Source organism: Acidisoma sp. (assembly GCF_035492295.1).
Lineage (GTDB): Bacteria > Pseudomonadota > Alphaproteobacteria > Acetobacterales > Acetobacteraceae > Acidisoma.
Genome location: NZ_DATJJK010000115.1, coordinates 1 through 19303, shown reverse-complemented (window position 1 = coordinate 19303; position 19303 = coordinate 1). Strand labels below are relative to the sequence as shown.

The 19303-nt window shown below is 63.3% G+C and carries 19 protein-coding genes; 12 read left to right on the top strand and 7 right to left on the bottom strand.

From position 1 onward, the window contains the following. From VL752_RS08300 to VL752_RS08255, 10 genes are all read left to right on the top strand, one after another. A partial coding sequence (locus VL752_RS08300; RefSeq protein WP_325354038.1) for a MaoC family dehydratase occupies nt 1-469 on the top strand: 469 nt, incomplete at its 5' end. Further along, the gene (locus VL752_RS08295) at nt 470-1633 is read left to right on the top strand and encodes a CaiB/BaiF CoA transferase family protein (protein ID WP_325354036.1); all 1164 of its coding nucleotides are present in this window, start codon (nt 470-472) and stop codon (nt 1631-1633) included. Then, nucleotides 1630-2796 (top strand): ABC transporter substrate-binding protein, encoded by a 1167-nt coding sequence (locus VL752_RS08290; protein WP_325354034.1) that lies wholly within the window; start codon nt 1630-1632, stop codon nt 2794-2796. The genes VL752_RS08295 and VL752_RS08290 overlap by 4 nt, the downstream gene beginning before the upstream one ends. After that, nucleotides 2793-3986, top strand: a complete 1194-nt coding sequence (locus VL752_RS08285) for a substrate-binding domain-containing protein (protein WP_325354032.1) — start codon at nt 2793-2795, stop codon at nt 3984-3986. Before VL752_RS08290 ends, VL752_RS08285 begins: the two co-directional genes overlap by 4 nt. 30 nt (nt 3987-4016) lie before the next feature. Continuing rightward, nucleotides 4017-4754 (top strand): ATP-binding cassette domain-containing protein, encoded by a 738-nt coding sequence (locus tag VL752_RS08280; protein WP_325354030.1) that lies wholly within the window; start codon nt 4017-4019, stop codon nt 4752-4754. Beyond that, complete coding sequence (locus tag VL752_RS08275; protein ID WP_325354028.1) at nt 4747-5493, top strand: ATP-binding cassette domain-containing protein; 747 nt, start codon at nt 4747-4749, stop codon at nt 5491-5493. Before VL752_RS08280 ends, VL752_RS08275 begins: the two co-directional genes overlap by 8 nt. Further along, nucleotides 5490-6476 (top strand): ABC transporter permease, encoded by a 987-nt coding sequence (locus tag VL752_RS08270; protein ID WP_325354026.1) that lies wholly within the window; start codon nt 5490-5492, stop codon nt 6474-6476. Before VL752_RS08275 ends, VL752_RS08270 begins: the two co-directional genes overlap by 4 nt. Further along, nucleotides 6466-7440 carry an ABC transporter permease gene (locus tag VL752_RS08265; protein ID WP_325354024.1) on the top strand — a complete coding sequence of 325 codons (975 nt, stop codon included), beginning with the start codon at nt 6466-6468 and terminating at the stop codon, nt 7438-7440. The genes VL752_RS08270 and VL752_RS08265 overlap by 11 nt, the downstream gene beginning before the upstream one ends. Before the next feature lie 29 nt (nt 7441-7469). Continuing rightward, on the top strand, nt 7470-7919 hold the full coding sequence (locus tag VL752_RS08260; RefSeq protein WP_325354022.1) for a MaoC family dehydratase: 450 nt from the start codon (nt 7470-7472) through the stop codon (nt 7917-7919). 5 nt (nt 7920-7924) lie between these two features. Further along, entirely contained in the window at nt 7925-8941 is a 1017-nt protein-coding gene (locus tag VL752_RS08255; protein WP_325354020.1) for an MBL fold metallo-hydrolase, read from the top strand. On the opposite strand, the gene VL752_RS08250 is transcribed toward VL752_RS08255, so the two are convergent. From VL752_RS08250 to VL752_RS08220, 7 genes are all read right to left on the bottom strand, one after another. Beyond that, the gene (locus VL752_RS08250; protein WP_325354018.1) at nt 8899-9750 is read right to left on the bottom strand and encodes a carbohydrate ABC transporter permease; all 852 of its coding nucleotides are present in this window, start codon (nt 9748-9750) and stop codon (nt 8899-8901) included. The two genes, VL752_RS08255 and VL752_RS08250, sit on opposite strands and share 43 nt — an antisense overlap. Further along, nucleotides 9747-10664 (bottom strand): carbohydrate ABC transporter permease, encoded by a 918-nt coding sequence (locus VL752_RS08245; RefSeq protein ID WP_325354016.1) that lies wholly within the window; start codon nt 10662-10664, stop codon nt 9747-9749. Before VL752_RS08245 ends, VL752_RS08250 begins: the two co-directional genes overlap by 4 nt. 7 nt (nt 10665-10671) lie before the next feature. Next, nucleotides 10672-11919 carry an ABC transporter substrate-binding protein gene (locus VL752_RS08240; RefSeq protein WP_325354042.1) on the bottom strand — a complete coding sequence of 416 codons (1248 nt, stop codon included), beginning with the start codon at nt 11917-11919 and terminating at the stop codon, nt 10672-10674. Between the two features lie 70 nt (nt 11920-11989). Further along, the gene (locus tag VL752_RS08235) at nt 11990-13171 is read right to left on the bottom strand and encodes an aminotransferase class I/II-fold pyridoxal phosphate-dependent enzyme (protein WP_325354040.1); all 1182 of its coding nucleotides are present in this window, start codon (nt 13169-13171) and stop codon (nt 11990-11992) included. A gap of 19 nt (nt 13172-13190) precedes the next feature. Continuing rightward, nucleotides 13191-13844 carry a FadR/GntR family transcriptional regulator gene (locus VL752_RS08230; protein ID WP_325354014.1) on the bottom strand — a complete coding sequence of 218 codons (654 nt, stop codon included), beginning with the start codon at nt 13842-13844 and terminating at the stop codon, nt 13191-13193. A 288-nt stretch (nt 13845-14132) separates the two neighbouring features. Next, nucleotides 14133-15770, bottom strand: a complete 1638-nt coding sequence (locus VL752_RS08225) for an acetolactate synthase large subunit (protein WP_325354012.1) — start codon at nt 15768-15770, stop codon at nt 14133-14135. 260 nt (nt 15771-16030) lie between these two features. After that, on the bottom strand, nt 16031-16720 hold the full coding sequence (locus tag VL752_RS08220; RefSeq protein WP_325354010.1) for a GntR family transcriptional regulator: 690 nt from the start codon (nt 16718-16720) through the stop codon (nt 16031-16033). A 278-nt stretch (nt 16721-16998) separates the two neighbouring features. On the opposite strand from VL752_RS08220, the gene VL752_RS08215 reads away from it, so the two are divergent. Together VL752_RS08215 and VL752_RS08210 are read left to right on the top strand one after the other, a co-directional pair. Next, nucleotides 16999-18171, top strand: a complete 1173-nt coding sequence (locus VL752_RS08215) for an extracellular solute-binding protein (RefSeq protein WP_325354008.1) — start codon at nt 16999-17001, stop codon at nt 18169-18171. Nucleotides 18172-18187: 16 nt separating this feature from the next. Then, nucleotides 18188-19303 (top strand): ABC transporter ATP-binding protein (locus tag VL752_RS08210; protein WP_325354006.1); only part of this gene is annotated, 1116 nt, incomplete at its 3' end.

The following is a 19303-nucleotide window of genomic DNA, read 5'->3' as shown; positions in this document are numbered from 1 at the left end:
GAATGCTGAGAACTGGTTCTATGAGGATTGGCCGGTGGGCCAGAAGATCCGTTCGCTCCGCCGCACCATCGGCGAGGGCGACAGCCACTTGTTCAATCTTCTGGTGACCGACATCCACCCTTACGTGCAGGACCAGCTTTTCGCCGAGCGCGAAGGCATCTTCGGCAAACGCCTGGTGGCCGGCGCCTTCGTCTTCTCCGCCGGCCTCGGGCTCGTCGCCACCAACTGCGTCAACGCCTTCTCCTACGGCTATGACCGGCTGCGCTTCATCAAGCCCGTGTTTATCGGCGACACCATCTATACGATCCGCACGAATATGGAGAAGACGCCGAAATATGAGGCGATGGGCTTGATCCGGGCCAGCTACGAAGTCTTCAAGAACGAAGGCGAACTTGTTCTCTACTGCGAGCATCTGCAAACCGTGTCCTACCGAAACCCTTCTGAATTCTCCGACCGGACGAGCACCTGAATGATGGCTGACGATGACGCGCTCCCCCTCGATGGCCTGCTGGTCGTCGATATGAGCCAGTTTCTCTCCGGCCCTTATGCGTCGCTGCGGCTGATGGATCTCGGTGCCCGCGTCATCAAGATCGAACGCCCGGACGGCGGCGATCTCTCCCGCCGCCTCTACCTCAGCGACACCGAGATTGGCGGCGATTCGACGATTTTCCATGCCATCAACCGCAACAAGGAAAGTCTCGCGATCGACCTGAAGAATGTGGACGATCTCGCGACGCTTAGAGAGCTCTTGCTGCGCGCCGATGTCGTCATCCAAAATTTTCGGCCCGGCGTCATCGAGCGGCTAGGCTTGGACTATGCGGCCGTCTCCGTGCTCAATCCACGGATCGTCTACGGCAGTATCACCGGTTATGGTGACGAAGGCCCTTGGGTGAAGCGCCCGGGGCAGGATTTGCTGGCGCAAGCACGCTCCGGCGTCATGTGGCTCAACGGCGATGAGACCCAGGGGCCGGTGCCCTTCGGCCTCGCCATTGCCGATATGCTGGCGGGCGCGGCACTGGCGCAGGGGCTGCTGGCGGGGCTTGTGCGCCGCGGCACCACCGGCAAGGGCAGCCATGTCGAGACGAGCCTGCTCGAAGCCCTGGTGGATTTCCAGTTCGAGGTGCTGAGCACACATCTGAATGATGGCCGTCGTCTGCCCCGTCGTTCCGCCTTCCGCAGCGCTCATGCCTATCTCGCGGCACCTTATGGCGTCTATCCGACGCAGGACGGCTATCTGGCTGTGGCCATGACGCCCATTCCGAAACTTGCCGACCTGCTCGGGCTGGCGGCACTCGCACCGTACCGGGACGATCCGCCGAGCTGGTTTACGGCACGCGACGAGATCAAGGCGATCATCGCCGAAACGCTCGCCACGAATACGACGGCGCATTGGCTCGCGATTCTGGAGCCGGCAGACGTCTGGTGTGCCAGCGTGCTGCAATGGCCCGAGCTTCTTGCCAGCGAAGGGTTCACGGCCCTGGATATGCTGCAACTCGTGACCCGCTCGGATGGCGTGGAAATCCTTACCACCCGTTCGCCGTTGCGCATCAATGGGGCCCGCCCGCCCCATTCGCGCGCGGCACCGCGCATCGGCGAACATAGTGCGCAAATTCGCGCAGAGCTTGGCCGATGAGCACGCAGGCGGCCGTCACGCTGCGCGGCATGACCTGGAGCCATCCGCGCGGCTATGATCCGCTCGTCGCCTGCTCGGAGATCTGGCAGAAGCGGACCGGAGTTTCTATCGCATGGGACAAGCGGTCGCTGCAGGATTTCGAATCCTATCCGGTGGAAGAGCTTGCCGCGCATTACGATCTGATCGTGATCGATCATCCGCATGTCGGGCAAATCACGGCGGAATCCTGCCTGCTGCCACTGGATGTCGCAGGTCGCGAGGCAGAACGCCAGGCCCTAAGCGCGGGCAGTGTCGGCGCCTCCTACCCGAGCTACACTTATGAGGGGAGGCAATGGGCTTTCCCGATCGATGCGGCAACGCAGGTGCAGGCCTGGCGGCCTGACCTAATGACAGCACCGCTCGCGCACTGGGATGACGTCGTGACCCTCGCCCGCCAGGGCAGCGTGCTGTGCCCGCTACGGTCTCCCCATACGCTGATGAGCCTCTATACCCTCACCGCCAATCTCGGCGCGGCGCCGGTGGTGGATGGCACGGCGTTGCTTTTTGACCCGAGGATCGCGGCCATTGCTTATGATCAACTGGCAACGCTTGCGGGGCTGATTGACCCCGCCTGCTTTGATTGGGACCCGATCGCCGTCTTCGAGGCGATGGCGGCGGCCGAGAGCCGCGTCGCCTGTGCGCCGCTGATCTACGGCTATGTCAGCTACGCTGCCGCAGGCTTCCGGCCGCACCGCCTCGCCTTCGCCGATATGCCGGTGCTCGGGTCGTCCGGCCCGGCGGGCTCCGCCCTTGGCGGCACCGGCATCGCCGTCTCGGCGCGGACGCAGTATCCCGAGGCCGCGATCGATTTCGCCTATTGGGTTGCGGGCGCGGAGGCGCAGGCTGGGCTTTACGCCCAAGCAGGTGGCCAGCCCGGCCACGCCGAGGCCTGGGAAAGTGCGGCCGTGAACGCGCCGGTCGGCGATTTCTATCGCGCCACCCGCGCTACCCTGGAACGCGCCTGGCTGCGGCCGCGCCATGACGGCTATATGCCCTTTCAGCATGCGGCCTCCGAACGGTTGCGCGCCGGACTGATGCGTGGCGAACCCGCGGAACCTGTCATCGCCGAGCTCAACGCCCGGTTCTTCCTGACAAAAATAAAAACTAAGGAGGACGGTCCATGAAATCCATTCTGCTCGCGGGTTGTGCGGCGGCCATCGGGCTCGCTCTCTGCCCCGCGGCCCGCGCGGATAACCAGATGGCGGCGACCATCAAAAGCCTGCCACCCGCCCTGAGCGTGCTTTATGAAGCCGCACCGCAGGCGATCCAGCCTTCTGCCTACGACAACTTCACCCCGCCGCCCAAACCCTGGAAATGGTGCCATTCGGAATCCTACCAGGGCAATCCCTGGCGGGTCGCGGTCACGAATGAACTTCGCCGTCTGGTTCAGAAGCTCATCGACAAGGGCATCGTTTCCAGCTTCGAAGTCTCCGACTCAAACGGTGACGTGAGCCAGCAGATCAATCAGATCCGCACCTTCATCGACAAGAACTGCACCATCATAACGTCTGTTGCCGGCTCCACGACCGCGTTGAATGACGCGATTGCGGCGGCCTACAAGGCTGGCATTCCCTATGTCACCGCGGCCGGGTCCGTCACCAGCCCCGATGCGATCAACGTCGATTCCAACTACGCGCGTTGGGGTTACGACATGATCAAGGATATCGCGACCGACCTGCACGGCAAGGGCCGGGTGCTGATGGTGGAAGGCATCGCTGGCAACCCGATCGTGGCCCAGGAGCGCGCCGGCGCGGATGCCGCCTTGAAGGAGGAGCCGGGTCTCAAAGTGGTGCGCAGCGTCAATGGCAATTGGACGGCGAATGTCACCAAAACCGTGGTCTTCCAGACACTCGCCACCAATCCCAGCCCGATTGATGCTGTCTGGACCACGGGCAGCGAAAGCCGCGTCATCGCCGAGGCCTTTGCGCAGGCCGGGCGTCCCGCGCCGCTCATCACCGGCTCCATCACCGGCGATGCGCTCGGCTATTGGAAGGCGCATCCGAACCGCTACCGGTTTGACGGCAATGCCGTGCTGCCGGGCTGGACGGCGCAGACGCTGTTCCGCGTCGGTGTCCGCATTCTCATGGGCGAGCAGCCGAAGCTCAACACGCTCATGATTCCGATTCCAGTGGTGCACGGCTCCGATCTTGCGGCCTGGTATCAGCCCTGCATGACACCGGATTCCGTTTCGGTCTTTCCGGTCCCGCCGAAAGACCCATTTCCGGATTCGCTGATGGACGCCTATTTCGCCAAGCCCGCGCCGGTGCCGACCTACAGCTACGCGGACGTCCCTCCGGCCTGCGCCGGCCATTGAGCGCGGGCCAGCCGACAGGATGACAGATCGATGCTGACGATCAACGCAATCTCCAAGCGCTATGGCGAGACGATTGCGCTCGATGGTGTCAGCATCGATTTCGCGGCCGGGACCATTCACACGATCCTGGGCGAGAACGGTTCCGGCAAAAGCACGCTCGTCAAGCTGCTTTCCGGTGTTGTGCAGCCTGACCATGGCCGCATCACCGTGATGGGCGAAGCTTTCTCTGCGCGCGACCCCGCCAGCGCCCAAGCCGCGGGCATTGCAACCGTTTTCCAGGAAGTGCTGGTAGCACCCGACCGCAGCGTCGCCGACAATGTTCTGCTCGGCCTCGATGGCCTGTGGCGGCGGCGCGTGCCGCGCGGCGAACGCCATCGTTTGGTTGATCAGACATTTAGCCGCTTTACGGCATCACCCATGCCGCTCGATGCGTTGGCCGGCGACCTTCCGCTTGCGGCCCAGCAGCTGGTGGTGCTTGCGCGGGCCGTTTTGCGGCAGCCGCGCATTCTTGTTCTGGATGAGATTACGGCAGCGCTCGATTTCACGGATCGCGAATCCGTCTTCGCCTTCATGGAGCAGCTCGCCGCTGAAGGAATGCTGCTGCTCTTCATTACCCATCGCATGGATGAGGTGATGCGCCTTTCCAGCCGCATCTCGGTTCTGCGTAGCGGCCGCCATATACAGACGCTTTCGCCACAGGAGACCACGCCGGATGCCCTGCTTGCGCTGATGGCGCCCGAAATCTCCGAGGTCGGCCATCATGGTTGAAGGCTTCACGCGTTTCGCCGGGGAAGACCTCGTATTGGCCAGGGGTCGCGCCGGATTTTCGGAGGCAATTGTGCCCGGGGAAATCCTTGGCCTTGCCGGGCTTGATGGCCACGGCCAGGAAAGCTTCCTCAAGGTCCTCGCCGGGCTGCAGGCGCCGCATGCAGGGATCGTCACGCTTGAGCGGAAGTCCCAGTGGCAGCGGATCACCCGGTTCCGCCAGGCGGTGGACGCGGGCATCGTCTACCTGCCGCGCGACCGGCGCAGTACCGGCATTTTCCCAACGCTCTCGGTGATCGACAACTTCGCCATCGCGACACCCGGGCGGGATCTACGCGGCGGCCTGATCAGCGCTGAGCGGCGGCGGGCCCGCTACGAGGCCTATCGCGCACGGCTGTCCATCGTGGCGCCCGACGCGGATGCACCCATCACCACACTCTCCGGCGGCAACCAACAAAAGGTTCTGCTGGCGCGGGCGCTGGCTCTCAATCCCCGCGTACTCCTGCTCAATGACCCGACGCGCGGCGTCGACATTGCAACCCGCCGCACGCTTTATGGCGTCTTCCGCGATCTCGCGCGCGATGGCATGGCACTTGTCATCCTCTCCAGCGAAATCGAGGAAGTCCTGCTCTTGTCGGATCGCCTTCTCGTCTTCAGGGATCACAGCCTGGCCGCGCGTCTCACCGGTGCTACGATGCGCAGCGATGCCGTGATTGCCGCCATGTTCGGTCTTGCCGCATGAGCGCCGCAACCTTGGCAGCAACACGGGCGACTCCCTGGCTGCGGCAGACGGTGGCGCGGTCGGGCTTCGCCGTCCTGCTTCTCATCGTTCTACTCACCGTCAACGTATGGCTCTATCCAGGACGCTTCGCGCCCTCGGGCTGGGGCACCGTCATCGGCCTCGCCGCGCCGCTGATCGGCGCCGCTTTCGCCTCCACGCCCGCGCTGCTCGGCGGCCGCGGCGGCATCGACGTCTCGGTCGGCCCCGCCATGGGCTTCGTCAATGCCATCATCATCAAGGGCCTGGTGATGGGGCTCGGCCTCTCCTCGCCCTGGCTCATCGTGCCGGTGGCGCTCGCCCTTGGCGGCATGATCGGCGCCTTCAACGGGCTGCTGGCCACCGTCATTCGCATCCAGCCGATCATCGCGACGCTCGGCTCTTATCTCATCCTCACCGGACTAACACTCACCATCCTGCCCTCCCCGATGGGCGTGGCGCCGGCATGGCTGAAGGCGCTTGCCGGACCCTGGGCCATCCTGCCGGTCGGGCTCGTCTTCGTGACCTGGCTCGGGCTTCGTCGCCTGCCCTTCTACGACTGCCTGATGGCGACCGGCGGCGACGACCGCGCCGCCTATACGGCAGGCGTGCCCGTCACGCGCGTGCGCTTCCTCTCCTACCTCCTGACTGGGTTTTACGCCGGCGCCGCCGGGCTGATGCTGACGGCGCTGATCGGCTCGGCAGACCCTGCGACCGGCCCGTCCTACACCCTGATCGCCATCTCGGCGGTGGCACTCGGCGGGGTGAGCTTTCGCGGCGGCCGTGGCGGTCTCATCAATGCCGGTATCGGCGCCATCGACATTTTCCTGCTGCAAAGCGTGCTGACCTATCTCAACGTCTCCAGCTTCGTGCTGCAGATCGGCTATGGCGCCATCCTGGTGCTGGCCGTTGTGCTCACGGCCTTGCAGGAACGGCTGCTGTCGCGGAGGTCCGCCCATGGCGCATAGGCGCTCTCGCCGGCTTGACCCCGGCCAGGTCCGCATCCTCGGGGCCTTCGCCGGGGCGGTGCTAATCCATTGCGTCGGTATCCTGACGATCGACGGCTACGGCTCGACCTTTGCCTTGCGCTCCATGCTGGTTTTGGCGTCGCTGCTGGCGGTCGCCTCCGTCGGGCAGACGCTCGTCGTCATCATCGGCGGAATCGACCTCTCGATCCCCTTCCTGATCGGCGTCGCCAATGTCGTCGCGGCGCAGCTCCATGGCGATGGTGTGAATTTCGCGCTCGTCTGTGCCTTCGTCCTCGTCCTCTGCTTTCTGATCGGCCTCGCCAACGGCGCTTTGGCACAAGGGCTCGGCATCCATCCGCTGATCGTCACCCTCGGCACCGGCACGATCGCGGAGGGCGCCGTACTGCTCTGGACCCATGGCGCGCCCTCGGGCTCGGCGCCGGATGCGGTCGCCAATTTCGTCTCCATCGGCGGCAGCGTGGGGCCGATCCCGGTGCCCTGGCTTGTGCCCTGCTTCATCCTGCTCGCCCTGCTCATCGTGCTTACGCTGGCGCGCACGCCCTATGGGCGGCGTCTTTATGCCCTCGGCAGCAACCCGACCGCCGCGCCCCTGGCGCTCATCCGCCCGGTTTTCATGTGGGCGCTGACCTTTGGCCTGAGCGCCGTCTTTGCTGGCGTCGCTGGCATCCTGCTGCTGGGCTTCACCGGCTCCGCCTATGGCGATGTGGGCCAGCCTTATCTGTTCCAGACCATCGCCGCCGTTGTGGTCGGCGGCACGGCTCTCGTCGGCGGCCGCGGTTCCTATCTCGGCACCATCGCCGGCGCGCTCGTGCTGACGGAACTCAATACGCTGCTCATCGGCCTCGGCCTGCAGGCCGCCGCCGTGCAGACCGCGCTCGGCATCGTCATCGTCGCCCTCGTCTCCGTCTATGGCCGCGAGCCGCATGTGCGGACGACGATCTAGGGCGTCCCGATTTCTGAAAAGGACAGCGCATGGCGCAGGATCGCTACTTCGAGGACTACGGGATCGGCGAGACGCGCGAGACAAGCGGGCGCACGATCACGGAAACCGACATCGTCGTCCATGCCGGCCATACCGGCGATTTCTTTCCGCATCACATGGATGCGGAATTCATGAAATCCACGCCCTTCGGCCAGCGCATCGCCCATGGCACGATGACCTTCGCCATCGGCATCGGCTTGACTGCCGCCGAAATCAACCCCAAGGCTTTCACCTATGGCTATGACAGATTGCGCTTTCCCAAGCCCGTCTTCATCGGTGACACGCTGCGCACGCAACTTACCATCGCCGCCGTGGAGCCGGATCCGAAGCGCCCCGGCCACGGGCGGGTGGTGGAATCCTGCCGCGTTATCAATCAACGTGGCGAGACCGTTCTGGCCTGCGACCACATCCTGCTCGTCGAGCGCCGGCCGGCTGGCTGAGATTCATGACTGACGCCCCGGCCCTCTCGCCGCCTGAACCAGGCCAGGCGGTTGAAGTCACAGACGGCATCCTGTGGCTGCGCCTGCCGCTGCCCTTGCGGCTCGATCATGTGAATGTCTACCTCATCGAGGATGAGGGCGGTTTCGCCGTCGTCGATACCGGCTGGCCTGACGAGACGACGCAGGCGATCTGGCGCCGTGTCCTCAATCAGGTCGTGGGCCACGGACGGATCACACGGGTGATCGCCACGCACCATCATCCGGATCATATCGGCAATGCCGGGTGGCTTGCGCGCCTTGCTGATGCACCGCTTCTGATGAGCGAAACGGAATATCTGCTCGCAGCCGCGCGGGCCGCAGGGTTTTTCGACCATGCACGCGCAACCTATCTCGACTTCTACACGCAACGCGGTCTCTCGGCCGAACTCGCCAGCCTCCTGCTCGATACCGTCGCGCACTATGCCCGTATCGTCACCCCGCTGCCGCCCTATTTCGCGGCACTCCAGGCAGGCGAGGCGCTTCGTATCGGCGGCCGTGATTTCACGGTGCTGCTCGGTGGCGGCCATTCCAACGAGCAAGCCATGCTTTACTGCGCCGCGCAGAAGGTCTTTCTCAGCGTCGATCAGATCCTCCCCGACATTACGCCGCATATTGGAGTTTGGCCCGTCGAGCCCGAAGCCTCGCCGCTGGATGCCTTTCTCGCCTCACTGGCAGCCATTGCCTCGGCGGTCGATGAGGCCGCTCTGGTGCTGCCGGGCCACAAGCTGCCCTTTCGGGGGCTGCAGCGGCGCATCGCGGAGATCACCGCGCATCATCTGGAGGTCTGCGACCGGATTGCGGCAATCACTGCTGCCGGGCCTTGCACCATCGCCACGGTCACCGAGGCGCTGTTCAATCGGCCGCTCGATGGCCGCAATCAAGGTCTCGCCTTTGCCGAGACGCTCGCTCATGTCAATTTCATGCGGCGCCACGGGCGACTTCACCCCTTGACGGCCCCCGCGCTCAATCCCTCGACAAGATAGCGCTGAAGCAGCAGGAAGAAGAGGCAGGCCGGGACAAGCCCCAGCATGGAGGCGGCCATCATCTGCCCCCAATCGACGTCGAATTTGCCGATGAAGGAGAGCAAGCCGACGGCAAAGGTCATGCGGCTGGGATCGTCGATCAGCATCAGAGCAAAGAGCAGTTCGCTCCAGGCGGCGGTAAACACGAACCCGATCGTCGCCATCATACCCGGAAGGGTGAGAGGTAGGATTACGCGCGTCAAAGCCTGCAGCCTCGTGCCGCCGTCGATGAGTACCGCGTCTTCAAGATCGCGCGGCACGCCGTCGCAGAAGGTTTGCATGAGGAAGGTCGCGAAGGGGATATTGAAGGCAACGTAGATGATCACGAGCCCGCTGAGGCTGTTGGTCAGATGCAGGCTGCCCATGATCCTGTAGATTGGCGGGATGACCATCACCAAGGGAAAGGTTTGCGTCAGAAGAAGGAGAAAGGCCACCGCCTGCTTGCCGCGAAACCGGAAGCGCGACAGGGCGTAGCCTGCGGCGGAAGCGAGCACGGTCACGACCAGCGCGGTCGCTCCCGAGACCAGGACGCTGTTGAGAAAGAAGCGTGGAAAGTCGGTGGTCAGAAGTACCGCGACATAATTCTGGACTGTGGTTCGACCAGGCCATAGCGTCGCGCCCTGTGTATAGAGAAGCGCCGTCGGCGTGACCGAAATCTTGAATGTCCAGAATATCGGGAAAAGCGCGAAGACGACATAGGCCGCGACGGCGACATAGAGGCCCGCGCTACCCAGGAGACGCCGGTGGCGCAATGGAATGGCTTGGATCATTGTGGGAGCAACCGCCGTCGCATGCCGATCAGGACAAGAGCATAGGCCACCAGGAGAAAGAGCAGAAGAACAGCCACGGCCGCCGCGTAGCCTTTGTCCATGGCGCGAAACGCACTGACATAGATGTATGTCGCGACCGTATTGGTGGAGCCGGCCGGGCCGCCGCCCGTCATGACGAAGATGAGATCCGCGAAAGTCGCGATCCATATTGTCCGCAGCATGACGGTGATCGCAATCGTCGGCGCCAGGAACGGGACGGTCAGACGCATGAAGCGCTGCCAGACGGTTGCCCCATCCAAAGCCGCTGCTTCGTACAGGTCCGCGGGAATCGACTTCAGGGCGGCGAGCAAAGTGATTGTAAAGAAGGGCACACCGAACCAGATATTGGCGATGATGGGTCCCCACATGGCCAGATGGGGATTGGCGAGAATGTTGCGTGGCTGCGCCTGAAGCCCGGCGGCGTAAAGCCAATGCGGGATTGGACCGATAACAGGATTGAACAGCCAGGCCCAGGTCAAGCCCGCTAAAAAGCTGGGCACCGCCCAGGGCAGAAAGACGATTGCCTGCACCACGGAACGCCCCGCGAAGCGCCGGTTCAGCACGAGAGCAAGGCCAAGGCCGAGCAGGAATTGAAACGCCAGGCTGCCGGCTGTCCACCACACCGTATTGATCAGAGCCTGGCCGAGTGCCGGGTCGTGCAGCATGGTGCGATACTGGCCAAGCCCGACGTAGCTCGACCGGAATGCCGTAAAACGGCGAAAAGAGTAGCTGATGCCGATGACGAGCGGCACAAACAGGACCAGGACAAGAATGACGAGAGCCGGACTCAGATAGAGCCAAGGCTCTGCCGTCCGTCTCAGGGATCGGGCAGCGAAGCCCGATCCCAATGGGTTACGCGCGAAGGCCGGCCGCATTGCCGCTTCAGTTCGCGCTTTGATGCGCTTTATAGGCTTTGAGCTGGTCCGTCAGATAAGAGGCCCATTGATCGGCAACGTCCTTCGCCGTCCGTTGCCCCAGCAGGACCTGTTGGAACGTCTTGATCGAGATATTGTCGTAGAGATCACCGAAACCCTCCAGATAGGTGGGCGGGGTTACCAGCACGTATTTCGACCCGTCGTTCAGCTCGGTGAACCAACCCTTGAACTTGTCCGATTGAAAGTGAGCGTTCTGCTCTGCGTCCTTGTAGATCGGCAGCGTCCCGACGACTTTCGACCAGGCGAGATTGTTATCCGGCGAGACCATGAAGGAGAGCAGCTGCCAGGCCGCGTCCTTGTGCGAGGAATTGGCGAAGATGGACCAGCCACCATATCCGAGAGTGGGATAGGCGTGGCCGCCGGGCCCGACCGGGATGGGAGCCACGGCAAAATCATCCGCGTTCATCTTGCCGGCGATGCCGATCAGCGCGTCGGGGTCTTGGTCAAGCATGGCGCAGGTGCCGGAATCGAATCCGGCCACAATCTCGTTAAAGCCCCAGTTCACGCTATCGGGCGGTGCCGAGCCGTCCTTATACATGGTCGCGAGAAGCTGGAGACCTTGAATGGCACCGGGATCGCTCAGGGTCGAGGTCCCATCTGAGTGAAAGTACCCCGGCTGTCCGTCCATCGTATTCATGAACATCGTGATTCCGGAAAATCCGCCCGGGCCGCCGCGCATGCAATAGCCGTATTTACCCGGCATGGCCGAGATCTTCTTGGCGTCGGAAACAAAGTCCGCAAGCGTCGCCGGTGGTGCGGAAAGACCAGCCTGAGCAAAGAGCTTCTTGTTCCAGAACAGGCCGCGCACGTAAAAACCATAGGGAATTTCGTAAAGCTTGCCACGCACGGCGGAGCCGAACTGGAGGGCGCGATCGCTGAGGTTCGCGAGGGAAGACGTTCTCTTGAAATCAGCGGTCAGGTCGAGCAGCTCATCGTTATTGGCATAGAGACCAAGCCAGCGATCCGGCATCTCTACAATATCCGGCGTGTCGCCGGCCTGTACCATGTTAAGAAACTTTTCGAAGGCTTCGGCCCAAGGCAGGGATGTCAGCTGAACCTTGATCCCGGGATGGGATTTCTCGAAGGATGCGAACTCCTGCTGCAGCAGCGCGGTGCGGGCCGGGCTCGGGATGACCTCGACAACCTTGAGCGTGGTGTCGGCCCAGACGGGCCGGGAAAGAACACCAAGAACCATCGCTGCGGTCGCGGTCTTCAAGAGTCCTTTCAGTCGGCAACCAGGCTTGTTCTTCATGAGTTCCTCCTTTTTATAGGGTTTCTTGTGTCAATGCCCGTTCGAGATCCGACCAAAGACTTTCCACGTCCTCCAGACCAACGTGAAGCCTGATCAGTCGTGGACTCACCGAAAACCGGGCAAGCGCATTGTAATCGGGCGTCTGGTGCAGGCTTGCCATGGCCGGAACGACCAGGCTTTCGTGGCCGCCCCAACTGACGCCGATGCGAAACAGCTGCAAAGCGTCGATGAACCGTGGCACGTCGACGCGCTCGTCGACTTCGAAGGAGAACAGGCCGGTTGAACCGAGCAGGGTTTCCCGGCCAGGATGATTGGAGAAGGCAGGATGATGGATGCGGCTGACCATGGGGTGCTGTCGCAGCCGATCCGCGATCACCAGGGCACTGGCTTCATGGCGCGGCAGGCGCAAGGTCAGGGTCCGCAACCCGCGCAGCAGCAACCAGGCCTCGAACGGGGAGAGCTTGGCGCCAAACATCGAATAGGTCGTCTGATTGATTTGCTGGATCAGTGCGGCGCTGCCGGAGACGACACCGGCAACCGTATCGGAATGACCGCCAATATATTTCGAGGCGGAGTGAAGTACAAGGTCAACACCATGCAGCAAAGGCTGCTGGAACACCGGCGTCGCCCATGAATTGTCAAGAACAGTGACCACGCCATGAGCCCGGGCGGCGGCGGCCAATTTGGGTAGGTCCTGCAGTTCGAAAACCATCGAAGTCGGGCTTTCGAGAAAGAGCATGCGGGCGGTGGAGAGGCCGCGGATGACGGCCTCGGCATCGGTCCCGTCCACATAGTCCACCGCAATGCCAAACTTTGGCAGCAAGCGCTGAAACAGGCGGAATGTGTCACTGTAGACGTGGCGAACGGCGAGGACGCGGTCTCCGGCACGGAGAAGCGCCAGAACGGTGGCACTGATAGCGCCCATGCCGGAAGAGAAGGCGCGCGATGCTTCCGCGCCCTCCAACTGCGCGATGCGCTTTTCAAACTCCATGACCGTTGGGTTGTCACCACGGCTGTAGACCGGACGCCGCGCCCGGCCGCTGAAAGTTTCCTCCATGTCCCGATAGCTGCGGAAGGTGAACAGGGACGTTTGGTATATCGGCGGAACGACGGGGTCGAACGGCAGGTTCTCGTCATGCGCCAACAAGGTCGCGACCTCGGCGAGCCGTCTGGCGCGATCGGGATGCGCCGACATGGCGAAGCTTGGAGTTAGTTCAGCCATTTGCCTCAAACTCTCTGGCCGCCGCGCCGCGCTGCAGGTCTGCGCGCACCGTTTCGAGAAGATTCATGGTTTGCTCACGCGCCATCCGCGCGTCCCGCTGCGCGATGGCATCGAAAACAGCGCGGTGAAAGGGGAAACTGGCATGGCCAAAATCAACAATCCCCAGGGGCTGTTCCCAGAAGCGATGCATAAGGCTTCGCAAACCGTCGACGATCTGCGTGATCAGCGGATTGTTGGCCGTGTCGATGATCGAGCGATGAAAGGCCCAGTCGGCTTCGGCTGAGATGTCAACCGGCCCAAAAAAAACCGGTTCCATCGCTTCGAGATGCGATTGGATAGTCCTGATCTCGGCCGCCGTGGCGCGCTCGGCGCAAATAGCCGCGGCCTCCGCCTCGAGGGCTCGCCGCACATCCAGCATGTGCAGAAGCGTGGCAACGTCCCGCCCCTCCACGGTCAGCGGCATGTGCAGGCTCTGCGGGGAGACCGGGCGCAGGAGGTAACTTCCGGAGCCTTTTCGCATCTCGACGACGCCAAGGCTTTCCCAGCATTTGAGTGCTTCGCGGATTGTTCCGCGGCTCACGGCGAGTTTTTCCGCAAGCATGCGCTCCGTCGGCAGACGGTCGCCAGGCTGCAGCCCGCTCTCCATCGAAAAGGCGGCAAGAGCCTTGAGGACCGCGAAATATCGCGTCTCGGTTTGAATCGGGCTCAGCGTCAAGGCGGTTCCCGCAAATTGGTCCGACAACCCTACCAAAACACAGCCGCTGGAGGGGGTCAATACAGTCTCCCCTCCCTCTTTCTCAGATGCCGGCGATCAGCGGAACGCATAGGGCAAGCGTATCGGCCCGGGAGGGGCCGTTCTCGCTCCTCGGCAAGCCATTCCGACAGAAGTACAAGTCTTTCGAATGTGCCCTGATCAATGAGGGCGATGACGTGTCTAAGTCACGGGCAGCCGCTGGTGCAGTTCGTCCACGAGAACCCGCTTGTTTTCCGAGTAATCGATGGGTGCGACGACCAGATGCACGCCGCCGCCCGCGAATGCCGCCTCCAGGGCCGGCTGCAGCGCCTCCACCGAACCGACCCGCGTTCCCTTCGCGCCGTAGGATTGGGCATAGGCCACGAAATCAGGGTTTTGGAAGGTCATGCCGAAATCCGCGAAACTGTCGACCGCCTGCTTCCAGCGGATCATGCCGAAGGCATGGTCTTCGATGACGAGGACAACCAGATTGAGCTTGAGCCTGACGGCCGTCTCGAGCTCCTGGCTGTTCATCATGAAGCCGCCGTCGCCGCACACGGCCATGATCCGGCGACCGGGATAGAGCAGGGCCGCCATGATCGCCGAGGGCAGGCCCGCCCCCATCGTCGCCAGAGCGTTATCGAGCAGCAGGGTATTGGCAAGCTGCGTCCGATAGTTCCGCGCGAACCAGATCTTGTACATGCCGTTGTCGAGCGCAAGAATTCCGTCCGGCGGCATAACCTGGCGCACGTCATGCACCAGGCGCTGTGGGGTGAGCCGCTCTTCCGTGGCGCGCGCGGCGATCCGGTTCAGAATTCCCTCCCGCAACGGCAGCAGTGCCTGGGCGTTCGGAAGCCGGCCCGCGACGCGGTCCGCAAGCAGCCTGAGCGACGATCCCAGATCGCCAATAACCTCCGTCTGCGGGAAATAGACCTGCTCGACGCTGGCCGGCTCATAGCCGACATGAATGACCTGAGGCCCGCCGCTCCCCATGATGAAGGGCGGCTTCTCGACCGTATCGTGACCGATGGTGATGATGAGGTCGGCTTGCTCGATCGCTTCATGCACATAGTCGCGCTCGGAGAGCGCCGCCGTGCCCATATAGAGTTCCGTGCCCCCCGGAACGGTGCCTTTGCCCATCTGGGTCGTGAAGTATGGGATGCGCGATCGCACGACGAATTGCGCGAGATCCGAACTCGACCGCGGCCGCGATGCCGCAGCCCCGAGCATCACCAAGGGGCGCTCGGCCCTCATGATGAGCTGAGCCGCACGATCCAGCGCCGCTTCGCTCGCCCGGGGGATCTCTACCGGATGCGGCGGGATCAGCGCGATTTCCTCGGTCTGGGCGCCGGCAATGTCTTCGGGCAGTTCCAGAAGTACGGGCCCGGGGCGCTCCTCCTCGGCGACGCGAAATGCCTCGCGCACCAGCGTGGGGATCATCGCCGGCGAAACAATCTGTCGGGCCAGTTTGGTGATCGGCGTCATCACCGCGACGATGTCCACGATCTGGAACTGGGCCTGCCGCGACGACAGGATGCCCTTCTGGCCGGTGATCATGATCATCGGCATGGCGCCGAGTTGCGCATAGGCGGCGCCGGTGGTGAGGTTCAAGGCGCCGGGGCCGAGCGTCGTCAGGCAAACGCCTGGCTTGCCCGTCAACCTGCCATGGGTCGCTGCCATGAAGGCTGCCGCCTGTTCGTGCCGCGTGAGCACGAGCTGGATCGAGGACCCGCGGAGGGCCTCGAGGACGTCGAGATTTTCCTCGCCAGGAATTCCAAAAATGCGGTCGACGCCCTCGTTCTCGAGAGCGGCAATCAGCAGGTCAGCACCTTTCGGCATGAGGGATCTCCTGGTCCGTCTGGAATGCGATCAACTCGGCATCGCGCGAAGGCTGGCGCAGCAAGAGCTTGTCTATTTACGCGGTTCGCGCAAACCCTGCGAGGGCGATCAGCATTGCGGCAGACCAGGACGACGGCGAAAGCAAGCCTCGCTCATCGTTTGAGCGCCTGCGGACCATTGACGCCGGCGCTCGATCATTTGGACTTCGTTTGGAACAAGGGGTGGGCGCGACCCTGCATTCACGTCGCGCCAGCGCCTAGTCACGCGAAATAGTCGGGGTATTCGCGCCGTAGACGTTCGAGATCCGGCAACACCACGCCGAGATGTTTCATCATCGCGGCCTGTGCCGCTTCGGCATTCCCGGCCGCAATCGCATCGCGGATGGCGCGATGTTCGGCAATCACCTGCGGCATCCGCCCGGGCACCGGAAGCGTGAGCCGCCGGGTACGGTCGATCTGGACCTTTACCTGCTTCACCAGCCGCCAGATGCCGCGATGGGTCGAGATTTCGCCGATCGTCTCATGGAAGCGTTCATCCGCCTCATGGAAGCCCCCCGTGTCGCCTTCGGCCGCGAGGGAGGCCTGCAGGTCCAGAACCCTGTCGAGCCGATCGAGATCGGCTTCGGTGTGGCACGCGGCCGCGCGCCCGACGGTGACGTTCTCCAATGCTTCGCGAATGGCCAGCGCCTCCGGAATGGCGCCCACCTTGATGCGGGAGACGAAGGTGCCGGACTGCGGGAATATATCGACCAGCTCATCCTCGGCGAGGCGGATCAGCGCTTCGCGCACCGGTGTGCGGCTGACGGCGAACTGCGCGCTCAAGATCTTGTCCTGCAGCGCCGTACCGGGCGGAAGGGCCATGCTCACGATCAGGGCATGCAGCCGTTTGTAGATCGCGACGGCGCTCGTCACCCGTTCAGGGCGCGGCGTTAAGGCCAGGGCATTGTCCATGTCGCGCGATAATCCTCGGCCACTCCCACTCCCAGAACGGGAGATGTGACTTGACATACTAGTATATCACTTGCAAGCTGCCGTTCAACACCGAAAAACACACGGGGAAACAGACAACCGTGGCTCTTCATCCCGACTGGCCGCTGCCGAGGCTCGATCGGAAGAATAGGAAGCGCACGAAGCGACAAGGAAATCCACAAGCTTTCATGCGGTAGCCGGCCAACAAGACACGTCGAAGACGTGATGCCGCGAACGGCGGCAGGAGGGAGAGAGACAAGATGATCACACGGAGAACCGTTATCGGCGGCATGGGTGCGGCGGCCGCGGGTGCTGCCTTGCCGGGCGCCGCGCTCGCTGCCTTGCCGCTGCCGAAGCACGCCGTCGAACTGACCATCGTCGATGTCGCCGGCAATCTGGCCCTGACCCAGAAGGCGATCGAATCCTACCGCCAGGCGAAGCCCGGCGTCGTTTCGCGCTTTGCTTTCACCAAAGCGCCGGCACCCGAACTGCCGGCCAAGATCGGTGCCATGCAGCAGGCTGGCCAGATGGGAATCGATCTCGTGCTGACGGGCACGGACGCCCTCTCGGCCGGGTTGAGCCAGCATCTGTGGCTCGATCTCACGCCCTATCTCCCCGATCTGCCGAACCTGCAGCAGATCTATATTCCGCAGGCCTGGAAGATGCAGGCGATCGCCCAGAACCACGGCATCATCGTCACCTACTATCCCTCCGGGCCGCTGATCGAATACATGCCGGATGCCGTCAAGACGGTGCCGGGCACGGCGCAGGAGCTTCTGGACTGGGCCCGTCAAAACAAGAACAAGTTCATGTATGCGCGTCCGGCGAATTCCGGGCCCGGTCGCACCTGGCTGATGGGCCTGCCGTATATTCTAAGTGATAGCGACCCACACGACCCGGTTCATGGCTGGGACAAGACCTGGGGCTATCTCAAGGAAATCGGCCAATACATCCAGTACTATCCGGGCGGCACGACGCAGACGATGCGGGAACTCGGGGAAGGTACGCGCGACATCATCGTGACGACGACCGGTTGGGACATCAACCCCCGTGCGCTCGGCATCGTTCCAGCGCAGGCGAAGGTCGGCAAGCTGCAGAACTTCCACTGGGTCACCGATGCGCATTACATGGTGATCCCGAAGGGGGTATCGAAAGACAAGATCGCCGTCCTGATCGACCTCATGAACTTCATGCTGCAGAAGAAGCAGCAGGCTTTCGCCTATGATCAGGGCTATTTCTATCCCGGTCCGGCGGTCGCCGGCGTCACGCTCGACATGGCGCCCCCGGATTCGCAGGAAGCCATCAAGACCTATGGCCGGCCGGAATACGACACCTGGATCGCCCAGTATCCCAAGGAAATCCCGCTCGACGCGCAAAAAATGGTCACAGCCTTCGAAATGTGGGACCAGCGCGTCGGGGCCCAGAAAGGCTGATGAGAAGGACTGAGCCATGACGGAAACGCCGGTCCTCCAGCGGTCCGCCTCGGGCGGGCCTTCTGCGCCGCGCGGCAGCACGGCGGGGGGATCGGCTGCGCCCGACGCGGGCGGCGTGCTGGAGCTTGCCGGGCTGCGGCGCGATTTCGGCAGCTTCAAGGCCCTCCGGGGGATCGACCTCACCATCGCACCGGGCGAATTCGTGGCGCTGCTCGGCCCCTCCGGCTGCGGCAAGACGACCGCGCTCAATTGCATCGCGGGGCTGATGCCGCTGACCGGCGGCCGCATCAGCCTCGGCGACCGGCGTATCGACGAATTGCCGCCGGAGCAGCGCGGCTTCGGCATGGTGTTCCAGAGCTATGCCCTCTTCCCGCATATGACGGTGCGGAAGAATGTCGGCTTCGGCCTCGCGATGCAGAAAGTGCCGAGGAAGGAGGCCGAGACGCGGATCGACGAGGCCTTGTCGCTCGTCCGCCTGCATGCCCAGGGCGACAAGCTGCCCGGCCAGATGTCGGGCGGCCAGCAGCAGCGCGTGGCCATTGCCCGCGCCATCGTCATCCGGCCGCCGGTCGTGCTGATGGACGAGCCGCTGTCCAACCTGGATGCCAAGCTGCGGCTGGAGATGCGGGCCGAAATCCGCCGCATCCATGAAGCCATCGGCTCGACCACGATCTATGTCACGCATGACCAGGACGAAGCGCTGTCGATGGCGGACCGGATTGTGGTGATGCAGGAGGGCATGATCCGGCAAACGGGCGCGCCGGAGGCACTCTACGAGCGTCCTCTGCATGCGGACGTCGCCGAGTTCATGGGTTTCCGCACACGCATGCGCGGGCGCGTCCAGTCCGTGCAGGGCGACCGCGCGACGGTCGAGACCGGGGGCGCCGTTCTGGAAGGTGTGGCACGCAACCCGGTCTCGGTTGGGCAGACCGTGACATTGATGATCCGGCCAGAGGATCTCCTCGCCATGGTGGAGACGGCGGGTCTTGGCGGGACGGTGCGCAGCATCGAGTATCGCGGCCGCGCCTTCTTCGGCACGGCCAGCCTCGCCGACGGCACCGATGTCTTCTTTCGCAGCGAGATGCGTCTCTCCATCGGGCAGAGGATCGGCTTCACGGCGCCCCCGTCCCAG